27 protein-coding genes are annotated in these 24,440 nt (G+C 65.3%); 8 read left to right on the top strand and 19 right to left on the bottom strand.

From position 1 onward, the window contains the following. From QTI04_RS30515 to QTI04_RS30475, 9 genes are all read right to left on the bottom strand, one after another. Window positions 1-106: GTP-binding protein (locus QTI04_RS30515; RefSeq protein WP_007829589.1), on the bottom strand; the 106-nt coding region annotated here is incomplete at its 3' end. Between the two features lie 108 nt (window positions 107-214). Then, complete coding sequence (fusA, locus tag QTI04_RS30510) at window positions 215-2,317, bottom strand: elongation factor G (protein ID WP_286604848.1); 2,103 nt, start codon at window positions 2,315-2,317, stop codon at window positions 215-217. Between the two features lie 86 nt (window positions 2,318-2,403). Continuing rightward, a complete protein-coding gene (rpsG, locus tag QTI04_RS30505) occupies window positions 2,404-2,877 on the bottom strand; it encodes a 30S ribosomal protein S7 (protein WP_286508375.1) in 474 nt (157 codons plus the stop codon). Between the two features lie 147 nt (window positions 2,878-3,024). Next, window positions 3,025-3,402, bottom strand: coding sequence for a 30S ribosomal protein S12 (rpsL, locus tag QTI04_RS30500; RefSeq protein ID WP_028249584.1), 378 nt, complete (start codon window positions 3,400-3,402; stop codon window positions 3,025-3,027). A 147-nt stretch (window positions 3,403-3,549) separates the two neighbouring features. After that, a complete protein-coding gene (locus QTI04_RS30495) occupies window positions 3,550-4,719 on the bottom strand; it encodes a D-alanyl-D-alanine carboxypeptidase family protein (RefSeq protein ID WP_286618926.1) in 1,170 nt (389 codons plus the stop codon). A 20-nt stretch (window positions 4,720-4,739) separates the two neighbouring features. Further along, window positions 4,740-5,372: an alpha/beta hydrolase gene (locus tag QTI04_RS30490; RefSeq protein WP_286618925.1), complete on the bottom strand. Its 633-nt coding sequence runs from the start codon at window positions 5,370-5,372 to the stop codon at window positions 4,740-4,742. Window positions 5,373-5,382: 10 nt separating this feature from the next. Next, window positions 5,383-5,736 carry a ferredoxin gene (locus QTI04_RS30485; protein WP_286618924.1) on the bottom strand — a complete coding sequence of 118 codons (354 nt, stop codon included), beginning with the start codon at window positions 5,734-5,736 and terminating at the stop codon, window positions 5,383-5,385. A gap of 55 nt (window positions 5,737-5,791) precedes the next feature. Then, window positions 5,792-6,907 (bottom strand): VanZ family protein, encoded by a 1,116-nt coding sequence (locus tag QTI04_RS30480; RefSeq protein WP_286604855.1) that lies wholly within the window; start codon window positions 6,905-6,907, stop codon window positions 5,792-5,794. A 5-nt stretch (window positions 6,908-6,912) separates the two neighbouring features. Further along, a complete protein-coding gene (locus tag QTI04_RS30475; RefSeq protein ID WP_286604856.1) occupies window positions 6,913-7,341 on the bottom strand; it encodes a CopD family protein in 429 nt (142 codons plus the stop codon). 334 nt (window positions 7,342-7,675) lie between these two features. On the opposite strand from QTI04_RS30475, the gene hemB reads away from it, so the two are divergent. Beyond that, a complete protein-coding gene (gene hemB / locus QTI04_RS30470; RefSeq protein ID WP_286604857.1) occupies window positions 7,676-8,680 on the top strand; it encodes a porphobilinogen synthase in 1,005 nt (334 codons plus the stop codon). Between the two features lie 76 nt (window positions 8,681-8,756). Then, complete coding sequence (locus QTI04_RS30465; protein WP_286618923.1) at window positions 8,757-9,899, top strand: magnesium transporter CorA family protein; 1,143 nt, start codon at window positions 8,757-8,759, stop codon at window positions 9,897-9,899. Window positions 9,900-9,972: 73 nt separating this feature from the next. On the opposite strand, the gene QTI04_RS30460 is transcribed toward QTI04_RS30465, so the two are convergent. Together QTI04_RS30460 and QTI04_RS30455 are read right to left on the bottom strand one after the other, a co-directional pair. After that, window positions 9,973-10,341 carry a DUF4148 domain-containing protein gene (locus QTI04_RS30460; protein ID WP_286618922.1) on the bottom strand — a complete coding sequence of 123 codons (369 nt, stop codon included), beginning with the start codon at window positions 10,339-10,341 and terminating at the stop codon, window positions 9,973-9,975. Window positions 10,342-10,542: 201 nt separating this feature from the next. Then, window positions 10,543-10,893, bottom strand: coding sequence for an alpha/beta hydrolase (locus tag QTI04_RS30455; RefSeq protein ID WP_286604860.1), 351 nt, complete (start codon window positions 10,891-10,893; stop codon window positions 10,543-10,545). Between the two features lie 174 nt (window positions 10,894-11,067). Between QTI04_RS30455 and QTI04_RS30450 the strand changes: the two genes are divergently transcribed. Continuing rightward, entirely contained in the window at window positions 11,068-12,021 is a 954-nt protein-coding gene (locus tag QTI04_RS30450; protein ID WP_286604862.1) for a LysR family transcriptional regulator, read from the top strand. Here the strand turns inward: QTI04_RS30450 and QTI04_RS30445 are convergent. Genes QTI04_RS30445 through QTI04_RS30435 form a run of 3 tightly spaced genes read right to left on the bottom strand, consistent with a single transcriptional unit; the run spans window position 12,014 to window position 14,218 of the window. Next, window positions 12,014-12,886: an amidohydrolase family protein gene (locus QTI04_RS30445; protein ID WP_286618930.1), complete on the bottom strand. Its 873-nt coding sequence runs from the start codon at window positions 12,884-12,886 to the stop codon at window positions 12,014-12,016. The genes QTI04_RS30450 and QTI04_RS30445 overlap by 8 nt on opposite strands. 25 nt (window positions 12,887-12,911) lie before the next feature. Continuing rightward, on the bottom strand, window positions 12,912-13,595 hold the full coding sequence (locus QTI04_RS30440) for a dienelactone hydrolase family protein (RefSeq protein ID WP_286618920.1): 684 nt from the start codon (window positions 13,593-13,595) through the stop codon (window positions 12,912-12,914). A gap of 23 nt (window positions 13,596-13,618) precedes the next feature. Further along, window positions 13,619-14,218 (bottom strand): 2-hydroxychromene-2-carboxylate isomerase, encoded by a 600-nt coding sequence (locus tag QTI04_RS30435; RefSeq protein ID WP_286604865.1) that lies wholly within the window; start codon window positions 14,216-14,218, stop codon window positions 13,619-13,621. Window positions 14,219-14,292: 74 nt separating this feature from the next. On the opposite strand from QTI04_RS30435, the gene QTI04_RS30430 reads away from it, so the two are divergent. Both QTI04_RS30430 and QTI04_RS30425 read left to right on the top strand, forming a co-directional pair. Then, entirely contained in the window at window positions 14,293-15,039 is a 747-nt protein-coding gene (locus QTI04_RS30430) for an SDR family oxidoreductase (RefSeq protein ID WP_286618919.1), read from the top strand. A 14-nt stretch (window positions 15,040-15,053) separates the two neighbouring features. Then, a complete protein-coding gene (locus QTI04_RS30425) occupies window positions 15,054-15,695 on the top strand; it encodes a MarC family protein (RefSeq protein WP_286604997.1) in 642 nt (213 codons plus the stop codon). A 9-nt stretch (window positions 15,696-15,704) separates the two neighbouring features. Here QTI04_RS30425 and QTI04_RS30420 read toward each other — a convergent pair whose 3' ends face one another. Genes QTI04_RS30420 through QTI04_RS30400 form a run of 5 tightly spaced genes read right to left on the bottom strand, consistent with a single transcriptional unit; the run spans window position 15,705 to window position 19,887 of the window. Continuing rightward, complete coding sequence (locus QTI04_RS30420; protein ID WP_286618918.1) at window positions 15,705-16,169, bottom strand: metallophosphoesterase family protein; 465 nt, start codon at window positions 16,167-16,169, stop codon at window positions 15,705-15,707. 22 nt (window positions 16,170-16,191) lie between these two features. Next, the gene (locus QTI04_RS30415) at window positions 16,192-16,872 is read right to left on the bottom strand and encodes an ABC-type transport auxiliary lipoprotein family protein (RefSeq protein ID WP_286604869.1); all 681 of its coding nucleotides are present in this window, start codon (window positions 16,870-16,872) and stop codon (window positions 16,192-16,194) included. A gap of 11 nt (window positions 16,873-16,883) precedes the next feature. Beyond that, window positions 16,884-17,861 carry an MlaD family protein gene (locus QTI04_RS30410; RefSeq protein WP_286604872.1) on the bottom strand — a complete coding sequence of 326 codons (978 nt, stop codon included), beginning with the start codon at window positions 17,859-17,861 and terminating at the stop codon, window positions 16,884-16,886. Between the two features lie 5 nt (window positions 17,862-17,866). After that, on the bottom strand, window positions 17,867-18,721 hold the full coding sequence (locus tag QTI04_RS30405) for an ABC transporter ATP-binding protein (RefSeq protein ID WP_286604873.1): 855 nt from the start codon (window positions 18,719-18,721) through the stop codon (window positions 17,867-17,869). Next, window positions 18,718-19,887, bottom strand: coding sequence for an ABC transporter permease (locus tag QTI04_RS30400; RefSeq protein WP_286604874.1), 1,170 nt, complete (start codon window positions 19,885-19,887; stop codon window positions 18,718-18,720). Before QTI04_RS30400 ends, QTI04_RS30405 begins: the two co-directional genes overlap by 4 nt. A gap of 202 nt (window positions 19,888-20,089) precedes the next feature. On the opposite strand from QTI04_RS30400, the gene QTI04_RS30395 reads away from it, so the two are divergent. The 3 genes from QTI04_RS30395 to QTI04_RS30385 all read left to right on the top strand — a co-directional run bounded on the left by QTI04_RS30395 (window position 20,090) and on the right by QTI04_RS30385 (window position 24,431). Next, window positions 20,090-21,601: a CoA-acylating methylmalonate-semialdehyde dehydrogenase gene (locus QTI04_RS30395; RefSeq protein ID WP_286618917.1), complete on the top strand. Its 1,512-nt coding sequence runs from the start codon at window positions 20,090-20,092 to the stop codon at window positions 21,599-21,601. Window positions 21,602-21,745: 144 nt separating this feature from the next. Next, window positions 21,746-23,374 (top strand): GMC family oxidoreductase, encoded by a 1,629-nt coding sequence (locus QTI04_RS30390; RefSeq protein ID WP_286604875.1) that lies wholly within the window; start codon window positions 21,746-21,748, stop codon window positions 23,372-23,374. 298 nt (window positions 23,375-23,672) lie between these two features. Then, window positions 23,673-24,431, top strand: coding sequence for a TSUP family transporter (locus tag QTI04_RS30385; protein WP_286618916.1), 759 nt, complete (start codon window positions 23,673-23,675; stop codon window positions 24,429-24,431). Window positions 24,432-24,440: the final 9 nt, after the last annotated feature.

Raw genomic sequence — 24,440 nt, 5'->3', positions numbered from 1 at the left:
GCACCGTCGCAATCGCCGCCGTCAGCGTCGTCTTGCCATGGTCCACGTGACCAATCGTGCCCACGTTCACGTGCGGCTTCGTACGGGTGAATTTTCCTTTTGCCATTTTCTATCCTTGAAAGAGCAATGCCCGTGTGGGGTTTAACGTCTGCACCCTGTTGCTGGTTCTCTCGCCACGGGCAACGAAAGGCACGGGGTCGCAGACTGAACGGGTTTACTTCGAGCGCGACGCGACGATGGCTTCGGCCACGTTGCGCGGTGCTTCGGAGTAATGCTTGAACTCCATCGTGTAGGTGGCGCGGCCTTGCGTGGCCGAGCGCAGCGTGGTCGAGTAGCCGAACATTTCCGACAGGGGGACTTCCGCCTTGATGAGCTTGCCGCCACCGATCATGTCGTCCATGCCCTGCACCATGCCGCGACGCGAAGACAGGTCGCCCATCACGTTGCCGGCGTAGTCTTCCGGGGTCTCGACTTCCACGGCCATCATCGGCTCCAGGATCACCGGCGAAGCCTTGCGGGCGCCTTCCTTGAAACCGAAGATCGCGGCCATCTTGAATGCCATTTCGTTCGAGTCCACGTCGTGGTACGAACCGAAGTGCAGCGTGACCTTGACGTCGACGACCGGGTAGCCGGCCAGCACACCTTGGGTCAGCGCTTCGATCACGCCCTTTTCGACAGCGGGGATGTACTCGCGCGGCACCACGCCGCCCTTGATCGCGTCGACGAATTCGAAGCCCTTGCCGGCTTCGTTCGGCTCGAGCTTGAGCACCACGTGGCCGTACTGGCCCTTGCCGCCCGACTGGCGAACGAACTTGCCTTCGGCATCTTCAACCGTCTTGCGGATCGTTTCGCGGTAGGCCACCTGCGGCTTCCCGACGTTGGCTTCCACGCCGAACTCGCGCTTCATGCGGTCCACGATGATTTCGAGGTGAAGCTCGCCCATGCCGGAGATGATGGTCTGGCCGGATTCCTCGTCGGAACGCACGCGGAACGACGGATCTTCGGAAGCCAGGCGTTGGAGCGCAATGCCCATCTTTTCCTGGTCGGCCTTGGTCTTCGGCTCGACGGCCTGCGAGATCACGGGCTCGGGGAACTCCATGCGCTCGAGCGTGATGATCGCGTCCGGATCGCACAGCGTTTCGCCGGTGGTCACATCCTTCAGGCCCACGCATGCGGCGATGTCGCCGGCGCGGATTTCGTCGATCTCGAGACGCTCGTTGGCGTGCATCTGCACGATACGGCCGATGCGCTCCTTCTTGCCCTTGACCGGGTTGTAGACCGTGTCACCCTTGCTCAGCACGCCCGAGTAGACGCGCACGAAGGTCAACTGGCCGACGTACGGGTCGGTCATCAGCTTGAAGGCCAGTGCCGAGAATTTCTCTTCGTCGGTCGGCTTGCGGCTGGTTTCCTTTTCGTCGTCGTCGGTGCCTTCGACCGGGGGGATGTCCATCGGCGAGGGCATCAGTTCGATCACGGCGTCGAGCATGCGCTGCACGCCCTTGTTCTTGAACGCGCTGCCACACATCATCGGCTGGATCTCGCCCGCGATGGTGCGCGTGCGCAGGCCGAAAGTGATCTCGTCCTCGCTGAGGTCGCCCTCTTCGAGGTACTTGTTCATCAGCTCTTCGGAAGCCTCGGCGGCGCTCTCGACCATCTTCTCGCGCCATTCCTTGGCGGACTCGAGCAGTTCGGCCGGGATCTCGCGGTATTCGAACTTCATGCCCTGCGAGGCCTCGTCCCAGAAGATGGCCTTCATCTTGCGCAGGTCGACCACGCCCTGGAACTTGTCCTCAGCGCCAATCGGGATCACGATCGGCACGGGACTGGCCTTCAGGCGGTCAATCATCATCTGGCGCACGCGGAAGAAGTTGGCGCCGATGCGGTCCATCTTGTTGACGAACGCGAGGCGGGGCACCTTGTACTTGTTGGCCTGGCGCCAGACGGTCTCGGACTGGGGCTGCACGCCGCCGACCGAGTCGTACACCATCACGGCGCCGTCGAGCACGCGCATGGAACGCTCCACCTCGATGGTGAAGTCCACGTGACCGGGGGTGTCGATGATGTTGATGCGGTGTTCGGGCAGCGAACGGTCCATGCCCTTCCAGAAGCAGGTCACGGCAGCCGAGGTGATCGTGATGCCGCGCTCTTGCTCCTGCTCCATCCAGTCGGTCGTGGCAGCGCCGTCATGCACTTCGCCCAGCTTGTGGGTCACGCCGGTGTAGAACAGGATGCGCTCGGTGGTGGTCGTCTTGCCGGCGTCGATGTGGGCCGAGATACCGATGTTGCGGTAGCGCTCGATGGGGGTCTTGCGTGCCATGAAATTTACTCCGTTAACGGATGAAAGCCCGCCCACCGCATCGGTGGGTCGGGCTTCCAGCCTGTCTGTATTTAGGGGGACGACTCTTAGAAGCGGAAGTGGCTGAAGGCCTTGTTGGCCTCGGCCATGCGATGCACTTCATCGCGCTTCTTCATGGCGCCGCCACGGCCTTCCGTGGCTTCCATGAGCTCGTTGGCCAGACGAAGGGCCATCGACTTCTCGCCGCGCTTGCGGGCGGCTTCCTTGATCCAGCGCATCGAGAGCGCCAGACGACGGACCGGACGCACTTCGACCGGCACCTGGTAGTTCGCACCGCCCACGCGGCGCGACTTCACTTCGACCATCGGCTTGACGTTGTTGATGGCGATGGTGAAAGCTTCCAGCGGGTCCTTGCCCGGGTTCTTCTTCTCGATCTGGTCGAGCGCACCGTAGATGATGCGCTCGGCGATTGCCTTCTTGCCGCCTTCCATGATCACGTTCATGAACTTCGACAGCTCGACATTGCCGTACTTGGGATCCGGCAGGATTTCACGTTTGGGGACTTCGCGACGACGTGGCATTTTTCTAACCTCTTTGCTTCAGTTGGCGCCGTTTCCGACACCGCGAGAGCCAACAAGAACTCTCACTTACTCGACCCAAAATCGGGTCACTTCGTTCGATGCACCGGCCAAGGCACACGAACACCGCTGAATGAAATTCGGAAAGCCTTAGGCCTTCTTGGGACGCTTCGCGCCGTACTTGGAACGCGACTGCTTGCGATCTTTCACGCCTTGCAAGTCGAGCGAACCGCGCACGATGTGGTAACGAACACCGGGCAAGTCCTTGACACGACCGCCGCGAACCAGCACGACGCTGTGTTCCTGCAGGTTGTGGCCTTCGCCGCCGATGTAGGAAATGACCTCGAAGCCGTTGGTCAGGCGCACCTTGGCGACCTTACGCAGCGCCGAGTTCGGCTTTTTCGGGGTCGTGGTGTAGACCCGGGTGCAGACACCGCGACGTTGCGGCGAGTTCTGCATGGCAGGGCTCTTCGACTTGATCTTTTCGACCTCGCGACCCTGACGCACCAGTTGATTGATGGTTGGCATGAATGAATTAATCCCAAAACACTCCGGCCGGATTCCTCTTCATGACGTGACATGGCGCGAGGAGGCCGGGAGATGACGAAAACGTGAAACCCTTCGGTTTTTTCCGAAAAGCCCACGAGTATAGCACTGACCTCAGCTGAACAACAGCTACTTGATCCAGAGGCGGACGGCGTCCCACGCGCGGCCCAGCAGGCCCGCCTGCTCCACGGCATCGAGTGCAACCAATTGCACCTCGGTCACCGGCTGATCCGCCAGGGAGACCTTCAGCGTACCGACAGGCTGGTTCTTGGCGAGCGGCGCAACCAGCGGGTCCGGGCGCGCCACGTAAGTCTTGATCTTGCTGGCGGAACCCGCCGGGACCGCGACCACGATCGCCTCCGGGCGGCCGAGCTTGACGGTGTTTTCCTTGCCCTTCCACACGGGCGGCGTCGCGACGGGCTGGCCGGCATCGAACAGGCGGACCGCGTCATAGGCGGTATAGCCCCAGTTCAGGAGCTTCTGGGATTCGTTGGCACGTGCGTTTTCGCTGGCGGTGCCCAGGACGATGGATAGCAGGCGGCGGCCACCGCCGAGGTTCGGGAAGTCGCGCTTGGCCGTTACGACCATGCAATAGCCCGCAGCTTCCGTATGGCCGGTCTTCAGGCCATCGACGGTCGGATCGCGGAACAGCAGGAGATTGCGATTGGTGTCGTTGGTCGATGGCGTGCCGGGAAAGCGGTACTTCTTGATCGAGTAGTAGTGCATGTACTCCGGGAAGTCGCGCATCAGCCGCGTCGCCAGCGTGCTCAGGTCGCGCGCGGTCGTGGTGTGCCCCGGCGCGGTGAGTCCTTCCGGATTCTTGTAGACCGTGTTCTTCAGTCCGAGCACCTTGGCCTGCTCGTTCATGAGTTCGACAAAGTGCTCGACCGTCCCGCCTACGCCCTCGGCCAGGGCGATCGTGGCGTCGTTGCCCGACTGGACGATCAGCCCCTTGATCAGGTCTTCGACCGGCACCTGCATCTTCGGGTCGATGAACATCCGCGAGCCGGGCATTTTCCAGGCGCGCGTGCTGACCGGCAGCGTTTGCTGCAGAGTGATCTTCTTGGCCTTGAGCGCTTCGAAGACCAGGTAAGCCGACATCAACTTGGTGAGAGAGGCAGGCTCGACCGCGGTGTCGATGTCCTTTTGCGCCAGCAACTGGTTGGCGGTGACGTCGAGCAACAGGTAGCTGCGCGCAGCGACTTCGGGTGGCACCGGAACCTGGGCGACGGCGATCAGGCAGATGGATGCGGCAGCAGTGACTGCCAACGCGCGCAGCGTCTTGAAAAAACGATTCATGGGGAGCGTGAGACGGAAAACTAGCCCGCGCGGAGATGGCGGACCACGAGACTCTTGAGCAGCGGCAATTGTCCGTGAAAGAAATGTCCGCCTCCGGGAACGACTGTGACAGGAAGTGACTGTGGACGAGCCCAGTCCATCACGGCGGCAAGCGGCACGGTGTCGTCCTGCTCCCCGTGCACGACCAGCGCGCGTTCGTGCGAATCGGGCGGCAGCGTCGCGACGGAAAAGCGCGATGCGGCCGTGCCGACGAGGACGACGTGGCGGATGTCGCGCGAAGCCCATAGGGTTTCGATGGCGCCGCTCGCGACGAAGGCGCCGAACGAAAAGCCGGCGATAGCCAACGGACCCTCGGGCGCCAGTTGCCGGACGAGTTCGAGCATGTCTTCGCGCTCGCCCCGGCCTTCATCGTGGACGCCTTCGCTGGCGCCAACGCCCCGGAAGTTGAAGCGCAGGGCCGTCCAGCCGCAGGCGACAAAGGCGCGGGCAAGCGTCTGCACCACCTTGTTGTCCATCGTGCCGCCGAAGAGCGGATGGGGATGGGTGATCACGGCGACGCCCAGTGCAGGCGCGCCCTCGGCAGCAGGATCGCGCAGCACCTCGATGGCACCGGCAGCACCTTTCAGTTGGAGCTTTTCAGTACGCGAATTCATCGGCGCGGCCTTAACGCCCGATGTCGGGAGGAAGCAGCAGGCGCTCTACGACCTGCCCGTTCTTCAGGTGCGACTCGACGATTTCGTCGATGTCATCCTCGTCGACGTAGGTGTACCAGACCGCCTCGGGATAGACCACTGCTACCGGTCCGCCCGCGCAACGGTCCAGGCACCCCGCCTTGTTGACGCGGACCTTGCCGGGCCCGGCCAGGCCCGCTTCCTTGACGCGCAACTTGCAGCGATCGAAGCCCTCCTGCGCGTTGTGCTTCGAACAGGAGTCTTCGCCACTCTTGCGTTCGTTCAGGCAGAAGAAGACGTGACGGCTGTAGTAACCCGCTGGCGCGGGGGTGCTTGAACTGGACATCGAACCATTCTATTGAGCGTCGCCGCGGCCATGCGCCAGCAGGGTCGGTTCGCGCTCAGGCGCCCTTCGCGCGGCTCGACAGCGCCATCAGCACATAGCCGAGCGTCGCGAACGGCCACAGCCATCCCAGCCACTGGGCGAGCCCGTGAAATCGGATGAAACGCCCCTGCTCCCACGTCGCCAGCGTCTGCGCGAAGTAGGCGCTTTCAGGCGCCTGGTTCAGCAGGCTCAGGTGCACCACCAGCGCGACGAGCAGCAGGGCCGCGCAGAACCGACGAGGCGCCCCCAGCAGGAGGACGCCGACGAACAGCGCCGCCGCGATGCCGATCTGGACAGGCAGACTCAACCAGGCCCAGGCGTGTTCCGGACCGTAGCTGAGCGCGGCCGACAGCGCCGTCGCCGCCATGCCGCTCAGCAGCGTCAGCGGCAAGAGAATGGCGCGCCGCGCAATGGAGCGCGTGATCAGGAAGGCGAGCAGGCACGGCACCAGCGCACCCAGCATGACGCACAGCAGCTCGACGCCGGGCACGAGGGGCTCGAGTTCGAACTGGCGCACCGGCAGCCAGTCGATGAACGGCGTGTCGAGCAGCCATTCCGAGATCGCCGTCTCGACGCGCTCGAAGACTTGTCCGAGGCCGAAGGTAACAGCGGCCGGAAACAACAATGCCGGGGGCCACAACGCCAGTAGCACGAGCCCGCCGCGTGAATCGTCGACAAACCAGTTGGAGCGCGTCCGATGCCAATGGGCCACCGCGCCGAATCGCTCGAGCGCCGCCGCGAGCACGGCGCCTGCCAACGCGCCGGCGGCGTTCAAGCCGAGATCGACGTTGGAAGGAATGCGCGCCGGCAGGTAGCTTTGCAGGGTCTCCATGGCGAATGCGATCGCCGCGCCGGCCACCGTCGCGCGAAGCACGGCGCCAACGACGCCAGCCTCGGGACGTGTACGCAACACGGCAATCGCGGCCAGGAAGCCGAGCGGCATGTAGCCAACGACATTGATCCCGAAATCGAAGGCGGTCCAATACCGCGGCCAGGGCGCGGCCAGATAGGCCCAGGGCGCGATGCCCTGGTCGCGCCAATCGGCGAAGGGATAGAGGCTCGCGTAGACGACCAGCGCGGCATAGGCGAGCGCCAGCGGCAACGCGACGGACTTGTGCTGCTGCGTTGCCACAGCGTTCAGAAGGGCTTGACGACGACCAGCACCACAATGCCGAGCAACAGGAGCACTGGCAACTCGTTGAACCACCGATACCAGCGGTGGCTTCGGTTGTCGTTGCCCGCCGCAATGCGCCGCAGGAGCACGCCGCAGCCGTGGTGATAGCCGATCGCTCCCAGGACCAGCGCCAGCTTTGCATGCATCCAGCCATTGCCCGGGCCGCGCCCGATGCCGTAGCCGAGCCACAGCCACAAGCCGAACCCCAAGGCCGGCACCGCCAGGAAAGTGGTGAAACGGAACAGCTTGCGCGCCATGAGCACCAACCGCGCGCGCTCTGCGACGGACTCCGGCGCCACCATCGCCAGGTTGACGAAGATCCGCGGAAGATAGAAAAGGCCCGCGAACCAGCTGGCGATGAACACGATGTGCAGCGATTTGACCCAGAGCATGGCGGCAGTTTAGTGGGGCGCTCCCGACGCGGACCTCAGGCGGGGCACGCGCTCCGGCGCGCAAAAAAAAGCCCGGCGTCAAGCGCCGGGCTGGGAAGCCCTTTTGCTGTCACACATCAAGGCACCCGCTCAGGGAGGAAAAGCGGGGAGCGGCAAGCCGCCCAAGACAGAATTTAACAAAGGCAAAACAACCTATCAAGCGACCAGTGGCTTTTTTTGACCTTTAGGTTCACAAAAACAATACTGTCAGGTTGTTTTGAGCATGTTTCCAACGGAATGTCGGCCGGAGCCATTCAACGAAGGTGCTCCGTGCCGTTGGGGCACAATTTTCGACATGACCCTTCATGCTCCATTTCCCGCCGGCCGGCCGCGCCGGCTGCGCCGGGATGCTTTCACGCGCAATCTTGTACGTGAGCACATGCTCTCGCCACACGATCTGATTTATCCGGTATTTGTGCAGGAAGGCAAGAAGCGCCGCGATGCGGTCCCGTCCATGCCCGGCGTCGAACGGCTCAGCCTGGATCTGCTCCTGCAGGTCGCCGAGCAATGCGTGAAGCTGGGGATCCCGGTGATGGCCTTGTTTCCCGTCATCGATGCATCGCTGAAGACCCCGTCCGGCGACGAAGCCTTCAATCCTGACGGCCTGATCCCGCGCGTGGTCGCCGCGCTGAAGGCACGCTTTCCGGAACTCGGCGTGATGACCGACGTCGCCCTGGACCCCTACACCAGCCACGGCCAGGACGGCCTGCTCGACGATACCGGCTACATCCTCAACGATCCGACCGTCGAGGTGCTGGTCAAGCAGGCGCTCACGCAATCGCAGGCCGGCGTGGACATCGTGGCGCCGAGCGACATGATGGACGGCCGAATCGGCGCGGTCCGCAACGCGCTCGAATCGCGCGGCGACATCCACACGCGAATCATGGCCTACAGTGCCAAGTACGCGAGCGCCTTCTATGGTCCCTTCCGCGATGCGGTCGGCTCGGCCTCCAACCTCGGCAAGAGCAACAAGAAGGTCTACCAGATGGACCCGGGAAACAGCGACGAGGCGCTGCGCGAAGTGGCAATCGACATCGCCGAAGGCGCCGACATGGTGATGGTGAAGCCCGGCATGCCCTACCTCGACATCGTGCGGCGGGTCAAGGATGAATTCCGCGTGCCGACCTTCGCCTACCAGGTCAGCGGCGAGTACGCGATGCTCAAGGCCGCCGCCCAGAACGGCTGGCTCGACCACGATGCAGTGGTGCTCGAAAGCCTCCTGGCCTTCAAGCGCGCGGGCGCCGACGGGGTGCTCACCTATTTCGCGCTCGATGCCGCCCGATTGCTGAAACAAGCTTGAGGCACTGCACGCTCGTCGCCCTGCCGCACCAGGCCGCGGTGGCGGCCAGAAGAACAAGGACAAGGGGACAGCCCTGATGCGTATTTTCAAGATCGACGGCACACGGGTCAGCGAACACGACGCGCTCGCGCCCATGGCCGCGCCGGGGGCCTGCGAGCAAGGCTACCTGTGGCTGTCGCTGACGCGGGAAGAGTTCCGCGCCTCGCTCGCCCAGGTGCAAGACGTCCTGCAATCGCTTTGCAACACGCACCTGGTCGATTTGCATGTGAGCGATCTCCTCAACGACCAACTGCCGTCGCGCTACGACTACACCTCGCAATACGACCTTCTCGTGTTTCGGAGGTTGGCCGCCTCCAACGGCACGGGCCAGCCACCGAAAGCCGATGAGGGCATGGTTCCGCGTGGGGGCCCGCCCGTGCTCCGGCGCGTGGACACGCGGCCCGTGGGCTTCGCGGTGTTCGATCGCGTCCTGCTGTCGGTGCATCCCGAGGATGGCGCCGTGCGCGATGCCTTCGCCGCCAAGCTCCTCGCCGCAGCCGCGCCGGGCGATCGCGGTCGTGCCGCGCTGCCCGCGCTGGACGTGCGCGCTGTCTCCGCACGGATCCCCTCCAGCCCGGCGGATCTCATGCTGCGCGTCATCAACCAGATCGTCGATGCCTACCTCGACCTCCGGCGCGAGCTGACCAAGCAACTGGATCACTGGCAGGCTGAGCTGATCGACCCCAAGAGCCGCTTCACGAACTGGAGCGCGCTGATGGACGCGCGGCAGTCGCTGCATCACCTGGACGAGATCTGCGAGGACCAGCGAGCCTGCATCCAGGACTGGATCGATGCCTTCGAAACCCTGCCGGCGCCGGAAGGCGCCGCCGAGCACCGCGAACGCGAACTCGTTATGGTTCGCAGCCGGGACGTGCTGGAACACATCGAGCGCGTGGTGCACCACGTCCGACGGCTCGAACAAAACGCCGAAACGGCAGTCCAGATGCATTTCAGCGTCCAAAGCCATCGCGCCAACGACATCATGCGGGTGCTCACCGTGCTCACCGCGGTGTTCCTGCCGCTCAACCTGATCGCAGGCATCTTCGGCATGAACTTCGAGTTCATCCCGCTCGTGCACAAGGCAGACGGGTTCTGGATCGCAATGGGATCCATGGGCGCGATCGCCGTGGTGCTGGTCGTCGTGTTCTGGCGCAAGCGCTACCTGGCGCGGCCGCACTAGGAACCAGACGGGCAAAGAAAAAGCCGGGCGGCGCTTGCGCACCACCCGGCTTTTTGTCAGGCCGAAGCCTGGATTACTTGGCCGTAGCCGCGCCGTCCTTTTGCGCTTGAACGCGGGGCTCGGCCGACTTGTTCATGGTCGAGATCACGCGGCTGTTGTACTTCGAGCCGGGAACCACGTTCGAGTCCACGGCGTTCGCGGTCGCGATGGCTTGTGCGCGCACAGCAGCCGAGTCGGCCGTCGGGGTGAAGCGCTCCGAGCCACGCGAACCACGCGGAATGTTCTGGTCGGCGGCGGCAGCGGCGCTCACGGCTTCCACATTGACTTCGTCGCGGCTCTTGGCCGAAACGGACGCATGCACGCCGTCATAGGTTTCGGCCTGGGCGCCGGCGGCAGCCAGGATCGAGATTGCGGCAGCGGCGAGGATGTGCGAGGTCTTCATTTCAGGTCCTTGTTCGTCGGAGTTTGTTTTCGAAACCAGGCTCGCTGTCGCTGGCCTGTGCGGCGAGTCTCCGATGAAACACCTACGGGAAAACACCGAGAAACGAGACACCGCGTTTCCACGATCGAAACAATCGTGTGCGAAAGACTCGCGCCATGAAAAAACCGAGCCGCGGGGCCCGGTCTTCATGGGGATTGCGGATCAAAGACCGGCTTGCTGCGTCACCGGGCGGGCGATCTTGTATTGCGACGGGATCACGCTGTTCACGAAGGCCTTGCGGTCCAGGTTCTGGTTGGCTTCGTGTGCGGTCGCAACGGCTTGGGCACGAATGGTCGCACGGTCGGCCGAAGCGGTCAGCGCCGGGGCAACGCGCGACGACGCGGCATCACCGTAAGGGTTCTCACTGCGGGCGGCGGCGACGGCTTGCGCATTCACGTCGGCGCGGCTATTGGCCGACACCGGCGCATGCACGCCTTCGTAGGTTTCGGCTTGTGCGCCAGCGGCGGCGAGAATCGTGAGAGCGGCAGCGGCGATGATCTTCGAGGTCTTCATTTCAATGTCCTTTGGTTGGCTTTGGATGATGTTGAACGGGCGACCGTATTCGGTGTCTGTTCACTCAGACCAGCCTGGGCTGCTCTGTGAAGATGGAGTTTGCGCCCAAAAAATAGGTAAAAACCCTAGCAAAATGAACCATGGTGTTCATCAAATCGAAACAATGGGAGCCGAATGGACGGTCTTGACCTGCTGAAGGCCTTTCGCGAAGTCGCCGCGCGCGGCAGCTTTTCCCGGGCGGCCACGACCCTGGGCATGTCGAAGGCGAACGTCAGCAAATATGTGGCCCAGTTGGAGGAGCGCTTCGGCGTGCGCCTGCTCAATCGTTCGACACGCTCGGTCAGCCTGACCGATGCGGGACATCTGCTGCTCGAACGCAGCAAGCCGCTGATGGAGATGGTCGAACTCACGCAGACAGAGTTGCAGGAGCACGCGGGCCACCCGCGCGGGCGGCTCCGGATCACGGCACCGCACGGCCTCGGGCAAAGCACCTTCCCCGGCATCGTCGGCGAATTCATGGCGACCTACCCGGACGTGCATGTGAGCCTGCACCTGAGCAACCGCGTGATCGACCTGGTCGAGGAAGGCGTGGACATTGCGCTGCGCCTGGGCCGCATCCGGGACGAAAACCTCATCGTGCGCCGATTGCGGTTGATGGACCTCGCGCTGTGCGCCGCTCCCGGCTACTGGGCCCAACGCGGCCTGCCCAAGAAACCGGACGACATGCGCCGCCACGACGTGCTGACCTACTCGCTCGCTGGCGGTGCGCCGCATCTTCCGTTCGAGGTCGACGGCGAGCCCTACAGCGTCCCGGTGCATAGCCGCATGGACGCCAACGACGCCGCGCCGCTGATCGGCGTGGCGCTCGCCGGGCTCGGCGCGGTGTGCGTGCCGGCGATGATGGCGCAGTCGCACATCGAGCGCGGTGCGCTGGTTCCCGTGTTGAAGGAATACATGCCGCGCGATCTCTGGCTGTATGCGGCGTACTCGCAGCGCCGGCACAACAGCGCCGCCCTGCGGGCGCTGCTGGACTTTCTGGAAGCGCGCGTGCGCGACCCCGAGCCTACCGAAAAGCCTGCTGCACGCACGGCCGGCAAGCGAAACGCCAGGCAGCCGGCTGCTACCTGACGCCGAACAGCGCCGCCGCGTTCCCCCATGCGACGCGTTGCGCCACATCGGGCGGCAGGTCGCCGAGCCACGTGCGATAGCCGCGCATGATCTCGTCGTAGGCGCTCCAGCGCTGGTTGACCCAGGTGTCGGAGCCCACCATGAAGCGCTCCGGATACTTGAGGATCAGCGCACGCCATTCAGGGCACAACACGCCACCGTCGCAGGTGAGGCCCGGCCGATAGGACAGTTCTCCCATCAACAACGGATAGCGCTCCAGCAGCGCCTGCACCCGTGCGACGGACGGTCCGCCAATGCCGGTGTGTGCCCAGATCAGGCGCAGCGTCCGTCCATCGGAAGGCGCATGGGCCATCAGCAGATCGATCGCCACGTCGTCCACATGCGCAAGCACCGCAAGCTTCTTCCGCTCCGCCAGGACGATCAGCTTTTTCGCGACCGGCCCGTTGGCATTGGCGCTGTCGTAGAGATGGAACTCACCCAGCCCCTTGTAGGGTCCGCTCGCAGTGCCGCGGGCGAGTTCGGTCTGGACCATCTCGTAGATGCTGTCGTCTCGGAACCAGTTGTCGTAGTCGGCGCGGTTCCGATAGAGCCGCACGAAGGGCACCACCGACACGCCGGCCTCTCGCGTCTCGCGCGCAGCGGCGAGCGTCTGGGTTCCGGCATTGGGACGTGAATTGGCGACGATCGCCATTACGCCATTGCGCTGCATCCGCGCCAACGCATCAGCCGGCGGGTAAGGCCCAGTGTTGCCGTCCCAGGCCTCCTGGTTGTAGTGCAGGTGCGTGTCGAAGAGTGGCCCGGTGTAGTCGGCCGCCTGGGCCACCGACGCGAGGGCCATCGCGATGGCAACCCATGCGGCGCGCATGGAACCCGACACGCCCGGCACCGGATCAGCCTATGTGCTTGGCGAAGAACGCCAGCGTGCGCTCTTTCGCCAGCTTGGCCGATTCGGCGTTGTACGAACCGCGCTGGTCGCAGTTGAATCCGTGGTCGGCCTCGTAGACATGAACCTCGACTTCCGGGTGCGCTTTCTTGAAGGCCTCGACCGTCTCGACGGGAATCCAGTGGTCCTTCTTGCCGAAGTGCGCGAGCACGGGCACTTTGGGCTTGCGCGCGGTTTCTTCGGGCGTCGTCATGCCGCCGCCGTAGTAAGGCGCTGCAGCCGCAAGTCCTGACAGCTGCTCGGCCGAGCGCCACGTGAGGAGGCCGCCCCAGCAATAGCCGACGATGCCGACTTTGCCGGCCTTCGACGCATAGTCGACGGCTGCCTGGATGTCCTGCATCACGCCCGGCGCGGGCAATGCCTCTACCGCCATCTTCAGCGCGAAGCCGGCCTTCATGTCGTCCTCGGAGTAGCCCAGTTCGACGCCTTGCTTCACCCGATGGAAGGTCGCCGGCGCGACCGCCAAGTAGCCCTCGGCTGCGTAGCCATTGGCCACCGAACGGATGTGCGAGTTGATGCCGAAGATCTCCTGCACCACGACGACGGCGCCCTTGGGCTTGCCCGAAGGCTCTGCGACATAGGCGGGATAGGTGAAGCCGTCTTTGGCGGTGAGATCGATGAATTGACCCATGGTCAGACTCCTGTGGTTGGTGGTTATTGCTTTAATGCACGCTCGACGAAATCCAGGCGATCCTGCCCCCAGAAAATTTCGCCGTCGATCACGTAGCTCGGCGCGCCGAACACCTTCGCGTCGATGGCCTGCTGCGTGTATTCCTCGTAGCGCTCCTGCACGGTCTGGCTTTGCGACTGTTCGATGCGGCGACCCGAGAGCCCGCATTCGGCAGTCAACGCCTCCAGCACTTTCGGGTCGGCGATATTACGCTCCTGCACCCACACGGCGGCGAACACCGCGCCGCAAAGCTTCATCGCAGCATCAGTGCCGTCATGCAGGTCGACGGCGACGATCAGCTTGGCCGCATCGTCGCTCGGCACCGGAAAGAACTTTGGCTTCGGATTCAGCGGGATGTCGAGATGCCGCGAGAAGCGCGCCAGCTCGACCAGCCTGTACGCCTGCCGTTGCGGCGCGCGCTTGCCGAGCGGTAGGCCGCCCGACACCGGGAACACGGCGCCGAAATCGATGGGGCACACCCGAACCGCGGCGCCCGACGATTTCGCGAGGGCGGCAAAGCGCGCATGGCCCAGGTAGGTCCAGGGACTCTGGGGCGTGAAGTAGTAGTCGATGCTGCGGCTCAAGAGCGTCTCCTCGGTGATTTAATCCGTGCGGACAGGTTTTAACTGACGCACGGCTTCCGTGCAGGAGGTGGGTTTTGAACCAGGTGCTCTTGATCACCGGAGGCAGCCGAGGCATCGGCGCCGCGACGGCTTTGCAGGCGGCGCGGCGCGGCTACGCGGTCGCGGTCAACTACGCGAGGAACTCGCTGGCCGCCGACGAGGTGGTGCGAACCATCCGCGCAAACGGCGGCACCGCGATCACCGTGCAGGCGGACGTCGGCGACGAGGCGCAGGTGATGGCGATGTTCGAGAAGGTCGACGCCAAGCTCGGACGCCTCACCGCCCTGGTCAACAACGCCGGCGTGGTCGACATGCAGGCGCGGGTCGACGAGATGAGCGTCGCGCGCCTCGAGCGCATGCTGCGCATCAACGTCATCGGCAGCTTCATCTGCGCCCGCGAAGCAGTGCGCCGCATGAGCACGAAGCACGGCGGCAGCGGGGGCGTCATCGTCAACCTGTCGAGCGCCGCGGCCCGGCTCGGCTCGCCGGGCCAGTACGTCGACTACGCCGCGAGCAAGGGCGCCATCGAGAGCTTCACCATCGGGCTGGCGAAGGAAGTCGCTGACGAAGGCATCCGCGTCAATGCGGTGCGGCCCGGGTTGATCGATACCGAGATCCACGCCTCCGGTGGACTTCCCGACCGCGCGTCCCAGCTCGCACCGACCGTGCCGATGAAGCGCACCGGCAGTGCCGAGGAAGTCGCCAACGGCATCGTCTGGTTACTCTCGGACGAAGCGAGCTACGTCACCGGCACCTCTCTCGACGTGACGGGCGGTCGTTGATGGCCACGCCCACGATGGACCTGATCAAGCCGCTGATCACGCTGCTGGCCATCGTCAATCCGCTCGCCATCGTTCCCTTCTTCATCCACTACACGCAGGAATGCACGGAGCACCAGCGCAAGCGCACGGCCTGGGTGTCGGCCTTCAGCGCCTTCGTTGTCATTGCCGTGAGTGCTCTCCTGGGATTGCAGCTGCTGTCCTTCTTCGGCATCTCGATCGCGAGTTTCCAGGTCGGCGGCGGTATGTTGCTGCTGATCAGTTCGCTCAACATGCTCAATGCGCAGCCGGCCGAATCCAAGACCAGCAAGGACGAGATCCGCGCCACAGAGGTGAAGGCCTCGCTCGGCGCGTCGATCGCGGTGGTGCCGCTGACCATTCCGCTGCTCACCGGTCCGGCCACCATGTCGACCGTGGTCATCTTCGCCGACCGGACGCAGCACGTCTGGGAGCTGGCGATCCTCGTCGGCTACGGCGTGGTGATCGGCCTGGCGACCGGCATCACCTTCTCGCTCGCGGAGCCCATCGCGCGGGTGCTCGGAAAGACCGGCATCAACGTGATGACGCGGCTGATGGGCCTGATCCTTGCGGCGCTGGCCGTGGAAGTGATGGCGGATGGGCTCGGCACGCTGTTCCCGGTGCTGCATCGGGCGCTCTGATCGAGCGCCCTACCCCACCGGCAGTTCGACGATCCGAGGCGTGACGGCGTCGCCGTCCAGCAGGAGTTCGGCCACTGCGATAGGCAGGCGGAAGCGCTTCGGCCCGGCGCTGCCAGGATTGATGCACAGCACGTCGCCGCGCATCTGGACCAGTGGCCGGTGCGAATGCCCGGACACCACGACGCGAACGCCCTCGGCGGCCGGATCGATGCGCAGATCCGCAAGGTCGTGGATGGCGTAGAGGCGCAGCCCGCCGACTTCGATCAAGGCCGTCTCCGGCACCATCTCCGCCCACGGCCCGTTGTCGTTGTTGCCACGCACCGCGGTCACCGGCGCGATGGCAGCCAGGTCATCGAGGATGCGCTGCGACCCGATGTCGCCGCCATGGACGATGTGATCGCAGCCGCGCAGGAAGGCGAGGGCTTCGGGCCGAAGCAGCCCGTGCGTATCGGAAATCAGGCCGATGCGTTGCATGCGGCAATGGGTGCGGTGCGTGTCAGCGGATCTGGTCCACCCAGGCGACCAGATCGGCCGCGACCGCATCGCTGGCCGCCGCGAGCGCCTTCACACCGCCGGGCGCGTCGTTGCTCGGTGCGGGCCGTTGGGCCGTGAAGGTGCGTTGCGCCAGCACGCGGTCGCCACCGGGATTGCTCCGAATCAGCGTGGCACTGATGCGCACCAGCCCCGCGCTGCTCGTCGGCGATTCAAAGAAATGGCTGAACTCCTCCAACGAAAGACGCAGCGTGTCGGGCACACGGCCTTCGGTGCGGGCGATCGTCGCGCTCTCCTCTGGACCCAGCACCGTGTGGCCGACCGCGAGCGCCTCGCGCACGCGCTGGCGCACCAGCTGGGCCGGCGCCTGGCTCCAGCGCGACTGGCCATAGGGACGCAGTTCATTGGCGTCGGCATAGCCGAGGCGGTAGAGCATCTGCGTGCCGTCGAGCCGAGAGGTGGCATCGATCTCCGCCAGCGCGATCGGCGGCAAAGCAGGCTTGGGGGCGATCGAAGCCGGCGCACTGGACGCTGCACCGGGTCCGAAGTCATACAAGGTGGCGCGCGCTGGCTTGTCCGGCAGCGCGCCGCAACCCGTCGCCAGCAGCAGCACCACCACGCCGCCCAGGCCGGAGAGCCGCGCCCACGAGGCACCGGTCGCGAAGTTTTTCAATGCGTCGTACATGGTCATTACCTTCAAGGGCGCGCGGCCGGCGAGGAGAAGCCGGGCTCGCCCGGGCCCGCGAGGGCGCCGCCGTTGCCGAACAGCAGCGATTGCGGGTTGTCGTTGATGCCGTCGGCCGCACGGCCGAGCCGGCGCACGGCGCGGGAGGTGTCGTCCGCCACGCGATTCACGCGCGGCAGCGTCGCGTTGTTGAAGGACTCCACCGCCTGCGACAGCGCCTTGGTGCCATCGCCCAGCCGGTCGATCGGGCCGTCCGCGGCGTTGAGACGGCCGACCGTGGTGTTGAGGTTGTTCGCCACACGGGAGACATCGGAGGCTGCGGCCTTGACGGTGACCAACGTGTCCTTGGTCCGATCCACAAGCGGCGGCAAGGCCTTCAGCGCCGGGTTGAGCCCCGTCTTCACCGTGTTGTCCAGCGACTGCGTGAGCTGGTTGGCGCTGGCCGCGGCCAGCGAGATGCTCTCCAGCGCGTCGGCGATGCGCTTCTGGTTGTCGTCGCCCAGCAGCGTGTTCACGCGCCGGGTCGCCTCCTCGACCTTGCCGATGATCGCCTCGCCGCGATCCTGCAGTTGCGCCAGCAGCGAGGGCTTGAGCGGAATGCGCGGCGGCTCGTCGTTGTTGGGCACGAGCGCCACTTGCGATTCACCCTTGTCGTCGAGCGCGATGAAGGCCAGTCCCGTCACGCCCTGGTAGCTGAGCGTCGCGAAGGTCGAGGTCGTGAGCGGCACACGCTCGTCGACCGTGATGCGCACGCGCACATTGCCCTTCACCTTCGGGTCGAAGTCGATCGAGGCAACCTTGCCGACCGCGATGCCGCGGTAGCGCACCATCGCCTGCGGCTGCAGCCCGCTGACCGGATCGCGCGTGGAGAGTTCATAGAGGTTGCGCACGGTGTCGTCGCGCGTGAGCCAGACGACCAGCGCGACGAGCACGGCGATCAGGCCAAGCACGAAGGCGCCGGCAGCGAGGGCATGGGCCTTGTTTTCCATGGCATCTACCTTTCAGTTGATGGGGTCTGGCTGCCGGATGGCCGTCCCGCGACGGCCACGGGCGCCGACCCGTCATGCAGGGCTTCCATGGCACGCTGGCCACGGCCGCCGAGAAAGTACTCGTGGATGAACGGATGCGGGTACGCGATCACGTCGCGCGCCGTCCCGGCGACGATGACCTTCTGGTCGGCCAGCACTGCGATGCGCGTGCTCAGGTCGAAGAGGGTGTCGAGGTCGTGCGTGACCATCACCACCGTGAGACCGAGCTCGCGGTGCAGGCCGCGCAGCAGGTCGCAGAAGCCGTCGGCGCTTTCGGGGTCCAGGCCGGCGGTGGGCTCGTCGAGCAGCAGCAGCGGCGGGTCCATGATCAGCGCCCGCGCGAGCGCCACGCGCTTGATCATGCCGCCCGACAGATCCGACGGGCTCTTGGTCGCCTGCTGCGGAGACAGCCCCACCATCTGCAGCTTGACCAGTGCGGCATCGCGAATCAGGTCGTCGGGCAGCAGCTTGAGTTCCCGCAACGGGAAGGCGATGTTGTCGAGCACGCTGAAGGCGGAGAACAGCGCGCCATGCTGGAACAACATGCCGACGTTGGCAGCGCCCATTGCGCTCAGCTGCCCCGGCGGCCGGCCCAGCACGCTGACCTGGCCCTTCGTCGGATGCTCCAGCCCGAGAATCTGACGCAGCAGCACGGTCTTGCCGGTGCCGGAGCCGCCCACGAGCGAGAGCACCTCGCCGCGCATGATCTTCAGGTCGAGATCGCGATGCACCACCTGGTCGCCGTCGGGCGACTTGAACACGGTCCAGAGCTTGCGGATCTCCACGACGCTCGTCGTGTCGCTGGTCGGGGTATCAGTCATGCGCGCAATCCCACACCCTTGAACAGCACGGCAAAGAGCGCATCGACCAGGATCACGATGGTGATCGAGGTCACGACCGAGGAGGTGGTGCCGCGGCCGAGGCTCTCCGTGTTGGGCTTCACCTTCATGCCGAAATAGCAACCGATCAGCGCGATCAGGATGCCGAACACCGCCGACTTGGACATCGCGAGCCAGAGGTTCGACAGCGGCACCGCGCGCGGCAGGGCCGAGAGGAAGTACGACGGCGAGATGTCGAGCGACAGGTCGGCCGCGATCATGCCGCCGAGCAGCGCCGCCATCGAGGTCCACATGCTGATCAGCGGCATGGCGATGGCCAGCGCCAGCACCCGCGGCATCACGAGCCGGAAGCCGTGCGGAATGCCCATCACGCGCATGGCGTCGAGTTCCTCGGTTACCCGCATCACGCCGATCTGCGCCGTGATGGCCGAACCGGAGCGGCCGGCGATGAGCACCGCAGCCAGCACCGGCCCCAGCTCGCGGATCAGCGAGAGGCCGAGGATGTTGACGATGAAGGTCTCGGCGCCGTACTGCCGCAACTGCTGCGACGTGAGATAGGCCAGCACGATGCCGATGAGCAATCCCACCAGCGCCGTGATGGGCAGCGCGGTCGTGCCGAACTGGTAGAGCTGGCCCGAGAAGTCGCGCCACGGTCCGCGGTGCGGTGCGCGGATCAGCTTGCCCACGTCGAGGGTGAGCTGCCCAATGAGACGGAGGAAGTCGCGCGCGACGAACATCACGCGCGGACCGTTGTGCGCAAAGGCCTTGAAGCGGTCCGCCAGCGTCGGCCCCGTGTCGACAGGCGCCATGCAGGTGTAGAGCGCGACCTGATCGAGCACGGCCTTGTGCTGCGAATCCATTTCGAGGTGTGGCGGCCAGGCCTTCTGCCAGTGGTTCCAGAGCAGTTGGGCGCCGATGTGGTCGAGCTGTTCGATGGGCCGCAGGTCCCAGCGCCGATCGTCCTGCGCCGGGACGCATTCGAGGTCCTGCGAGACGGACTCCCAGGCGTTGGGCGACGACATCGCCAACGCGGTCCAGCGGCCGCTTGCGACGGCCCAGTGGGCGCCTTCGTGGTCGCGCTCTTCGACACGCGGCTGCACGCTGGCCGCGTCTTGCGCGTCGGCGGGCGATGGCGGGTCGATGGACATGGAGTGAAGTGACCGGAGTGAGATGGGGCGGCTAAAGACGCAGCATCGTAACCGCGTGCGTCTGCGCCAGACCTCCCGATCCACCCCCATCGGCGTAGGCGTTCGCGCAATGCGCGAGCGTTTGCCACAATGTCCGGCTGAGCCGAACTTACCCCTTTTCCGCAATCAGCCAGCCCCGCGCCGGCAGGAGAACGCCATGCAGATGAGCAAGACCCCGATCCACCACTACATCGGCGGCCGCGTCGTCGCCCCGAAATCCACCCGTGCGCAGGACGTGTTCAACCCGGCCACGGGCGCCGCGACCGGCAGCGTGGCGCTCGCCAACCGCGCCGACGTCGATGCGGCGGTCGCCGCCGCGCAGGCGGCTTTCCCCGCCTGGGCCGACACCCCGCCGATCCGCCGCGCGCGCGTGATGTTCAAGTTCCTCGAACTGCTGAACAAGCACCGCGACGAACTGGCGCACCTGATCACCGCCGAGCACGGCAAGGTCTTCACCGACGCGCAAGGCGAGGTCACCCGCGGCATCGACATCGTCGAGTTCGCCTGCGGAATTCCCCAACTGCTGAAGGGTGACTACACCGACCAGGTCTCCACCGGCATCGACAACTGGACGCTGCGCCAGCCGCTCGGCGTGGTGGCTGGCATCACGCCCTTCAACTTCCCGGTGATGGTGCCGATGTGGATGTTCCCGGTCGCGATCGCGGCGGGCAACGCCTTTGTGCTGAAGCCCAGCCCGACCGACCCGAGCCCCTCGCTGCGCATGGCCGAGTTGCTGAAGGAAGCCGGACTGCCCGACGGCGTGTTCAACGTCGTGCAGGGCGACAAGGAAGCCGTCGACGCACTGCTGGAGCATCCGGACGTCAAGGCCATCAGCTTCGTCGGCTCGACGCCGATCGCCAACTACATCTACGAAACCGGCGCCCGCCACGGCAAGCGCGTGCAGGCGCTCGGCGGCGCCAAGAACCACATGGTGGTGATGCCCGACGCCGACATCGACCAGACCGTCGACGCGCTGATCGGCTCCGGCTACGGCTCGGCCGGCGAGCGCTGCATGGCGATCAGCGTCGCGGTGCTGGTGGGCAATGCAGCCGACAAGGTGCTGCCGCTCCTGGCCCAGCGCGCGAAGACGCTCAAGATCAGGAACGGCACCGAGCTGGACGCCGAGATGGGTCCGATCGTCACGCGGGCAGCGCACGAGCGCATCACCGGCTACATCGCGCAGGGCGAGAAAGAAGGCGCCAAGCTGGTGGTGGACGGCCGCGGCTTCGAGGGCAAGAGCGCGGGTGAAGGCTGCGAAGAAGGCTTCTGGATGGGCGGCACGCTGTTTGACAACGTCACGCCCGACATGCGCATCTACAAGGAAGAGATCTTCGGTCCGGTGCTCTCCTGCGTGCGCGTGCACGACCTGAAGGAAGCGGTGGACCTCATCAACGCGCACGAGTTCGGCAACGGCGTCTCCTGCTTCACGCGCGACGGCAACGTGGCGCGCGAGTTCTCGCGGCGCATCCAGGTCGGCATGGTGGGGATCAACGTGCCGATTCCGGTGCCGATGGCCTGGCATGGCTTCGGCGGGTGGAAGAAGAGTCTCTTCGGAGACATGCACGCCTACGGCGAAGACGGCGTGCGCTTCTATACCAAGCAGAAGTCGATCATGCAGCGCTGGCCGGAGAGCATCGGCAAGGGCGCCGAGTTCGTGATGCCCACATCGAAATGACGGCCCCCCTGCTTTTCACTCCGCTGCGCTGCGTGTAATTCGCCACCCCCCGAGGGGGAGGCGCGGCTCGCCTTGGGGCGGCCCGGCGGCGGCCGCATACTCGCGGGCGCCCGTTTCAGACAACAAGAGAGACAAGCCACGCCAATGAGCGACACCACTTTCGACTACATCGTCATCGGAGCCGGCACCGCCGGCGCGCTGATGGCCAATCGTCTGAGCGCCGACAAGCAATGCCGCGTGCTGCTGATCGAGGCGGGCCGCAGGGACGACTACCACTGGATCCACATTCCGGTCGGCTATCTCTATTGCATCGGCAATCCGCGCACCGACTGGCTCTACAACACCGAGCCGGATGCCGGGCTGAACGGCCGCACGCTGCGCTATCCGCGCGGCAAGACGCTCGGCGGCTCGTCGAGCATCAACGGGATGATCTACATGCGTGGCCAGTCGCGCGACTACGACCAATGGGCGCAGCTCACCGGCGACGACGAATGGCGGTGGAACAACGTGCTGCCCGCCTTCAAGAAGCACGAGGATTACTACCTCGGCGCCGACGATCTGCACGGTGCCGGCGGTGAGTGGCGCGTGGAGAAGCAGCGCCTGCGCTGGGACATCCTCGACGCCTTCGCCGAGGCCGCCGTGCAGGCGGGGGTGCCGCACAGCACGGACTTCAACCGCGGCAGCAACGAGGGCGTGGGCTATTTCCAGGTCAACCAGAAGAACGGCTGGCGCTGGAACACGGCCAAGGCCTTCCTGCGTCCGACCTGCTATGGCCGCCCGAATTTCGAGCTGTGGACCGGCGCCCAGGTATCCCGCCTCATCCTCGAAACGCAGGCCGACGGCAGCCGGCGCTGCACCGGCGCGCAGGTGTGGGACGGCCACGAATCAGTGATGGCGCATGCAACGCGCGAAGTGATCCTGTGCGCAGGCAGCATCGGGTCGCCGCAGATCCTGCAGCTCTCGGGCATCGGGCCGGCCGACCTTCTGCGCCAGCACGGCATCGAGGTCGCACTCGACGCGCCGGGTGTGGGTGCCAACCTGCAGGACCACCTCCAGATCCGCGCGGTCTACAAGATCAAGGACGCGCCCACGCTCAACGTGCTGGCCTCCTCGCTCTACGGCAAGGCGAAGATCGGCATGGAGTACCTGCTGAAGCGCAGCGGCCCGATGAGCATGGCGCCGTCGCAGCTCGGCGCGTTCACGCGCAGCTCGCCGGTGCACGAGTGGCCCAATCTCGAATACCACGTGCAGCCGCTCTCTCTCGATGCCTTCGGCGAGCCCCTGCACAGCTTTCCGGCCTTCACCGCCAGCGTGTGCAACCTGAATCCGACCAGCCGCGGCACGGTGCGCATCAAAAGTCCCCGCTTCGAGAATGCGCCCGCCATCGCGCCCAACTACCTGAGCACCGACGAGGACCGCAAGGTGGCCGCCGATTCGCTGCGCGTCACACGCAGGATCGCCACCCAGCCGGCCCTCGCGAAATATGGCCCCGAAGAATGGAAGCCTGGCGCGCAGTACCAGAGCGACGAGGAACTCGCGCGCCTGGCCGGCGACATTGCGACAACCATCTTCCACCCGGTGGGCACCACGAAGATGGGCCGCGAGGACGACCCGATGGCGGTGCTGGATTCCCGCCTGCGCGTTCGGGGGATCGCGGGCCTGCGCGTGGTCGACGCCGGTGCGATGCCCACCATCACCAGCGGCAACACCAACAGCCCCACCTTGATGATGGCCGAGAAGGCGGCTGCCTGGGTTCGCGAAGCGGCACGTTGATTTTTCGCGTTTCCATTTGTTGCAGTGACGGGTAATCCCCGATGCACTGGCACGGTGCGCCGAACTAAAGTCACGCCACTCGCAAACGGGCCTGCCCGCTGCGCGGGGGACCGAGGAGACATCTTTAGCAAAACCAGAACAATCGACAAAAGGCATCCGGACGAGATGCCGTTTTTTTGAACAAGGCGCCGCTGGTCGGCGCCTTTTCTTTTGGTCGATCTGTGGCGCGCCTGGCTGTGCAGATGCTGAGTCCGTTGCTACGAAATCGATAGCAACCTGGGTGAGACAATCCGGCCCCATGGAAATTGTGGTGCTGACTCTCGCCTCGCTGTTCGCGGGCTTCGTCGATTCGATCGTGGGGGGAGGCGGCCTGATCCTGGTGCCGGTTCTGTTCAGCGTGCTGCCCGGCACGGCGCCCGCGACGCTCCTGGGCACCAACAAGAGCGCCTCGGTCTGGGGCACCGCGGCGGCCACGGCGCAGTTCCACCATCGCGTCGGGCTTCGCTGGCGCACCTTGCTTCCCGCAGGCGCTCTCGCCTTCGCCGGGTCGATCGCCGGGGCATGGGCCGTGACGGTCGTCCCGGGCGATTTCCTGCGCAAACTCCTGCCCGTGATCCTCGTGGTGCTGCTGCTCTATACGCTCGCACGAAAGGACATGGGCAGGCATCACGCGCCGCGCTTCAGCGGCCAGGCAGAGTTGATCGCCACCGCCGCGATCGGCTTCGCGCTCGGCGTGTACGACGGATTCTTCGGCCCCGGCACGGGCAGCTTCTTCGTATTCCTGTTCGTGCGCTGGCTGGGCTACGACTTCCTCAATGCCGCCGCCTCAGCCAAGCTTCTCAACACCATGACCAACCTCGGCGCCTTGCTCTTGCTCGGGCTCAAGGGCCATGTGCTGTGGCACTACGGGCTGGTGATGGCGGTGGCCAACGTGGCCGGCAGCGTGATCGGCGCGCGCGTGGCCATCAAGCACGGCGCAGGCTTCGTGCGCAAGGTGTTTATCGTCGTGGTGGGCGCGTTGATCGTGAAGACGGCGTACGACGCGTTCCTTCGCTGAGGCCCGCCG

The organism is Variovorax sp. J22R115 (assembly GCF_030317005.1).
In the GTDB taxonomy this organism is placed as follows: Bacteria; Pseudomonadota; Gammaproteobacteria; order Burkholderiales; family Burkholderiaceae_C; genus Variovorax.
The sequence above is the reverse complement of the archived record's forward strand: the minus strand, read 5'-3'. Positions and strand labels throughout refer to the sequence as shown.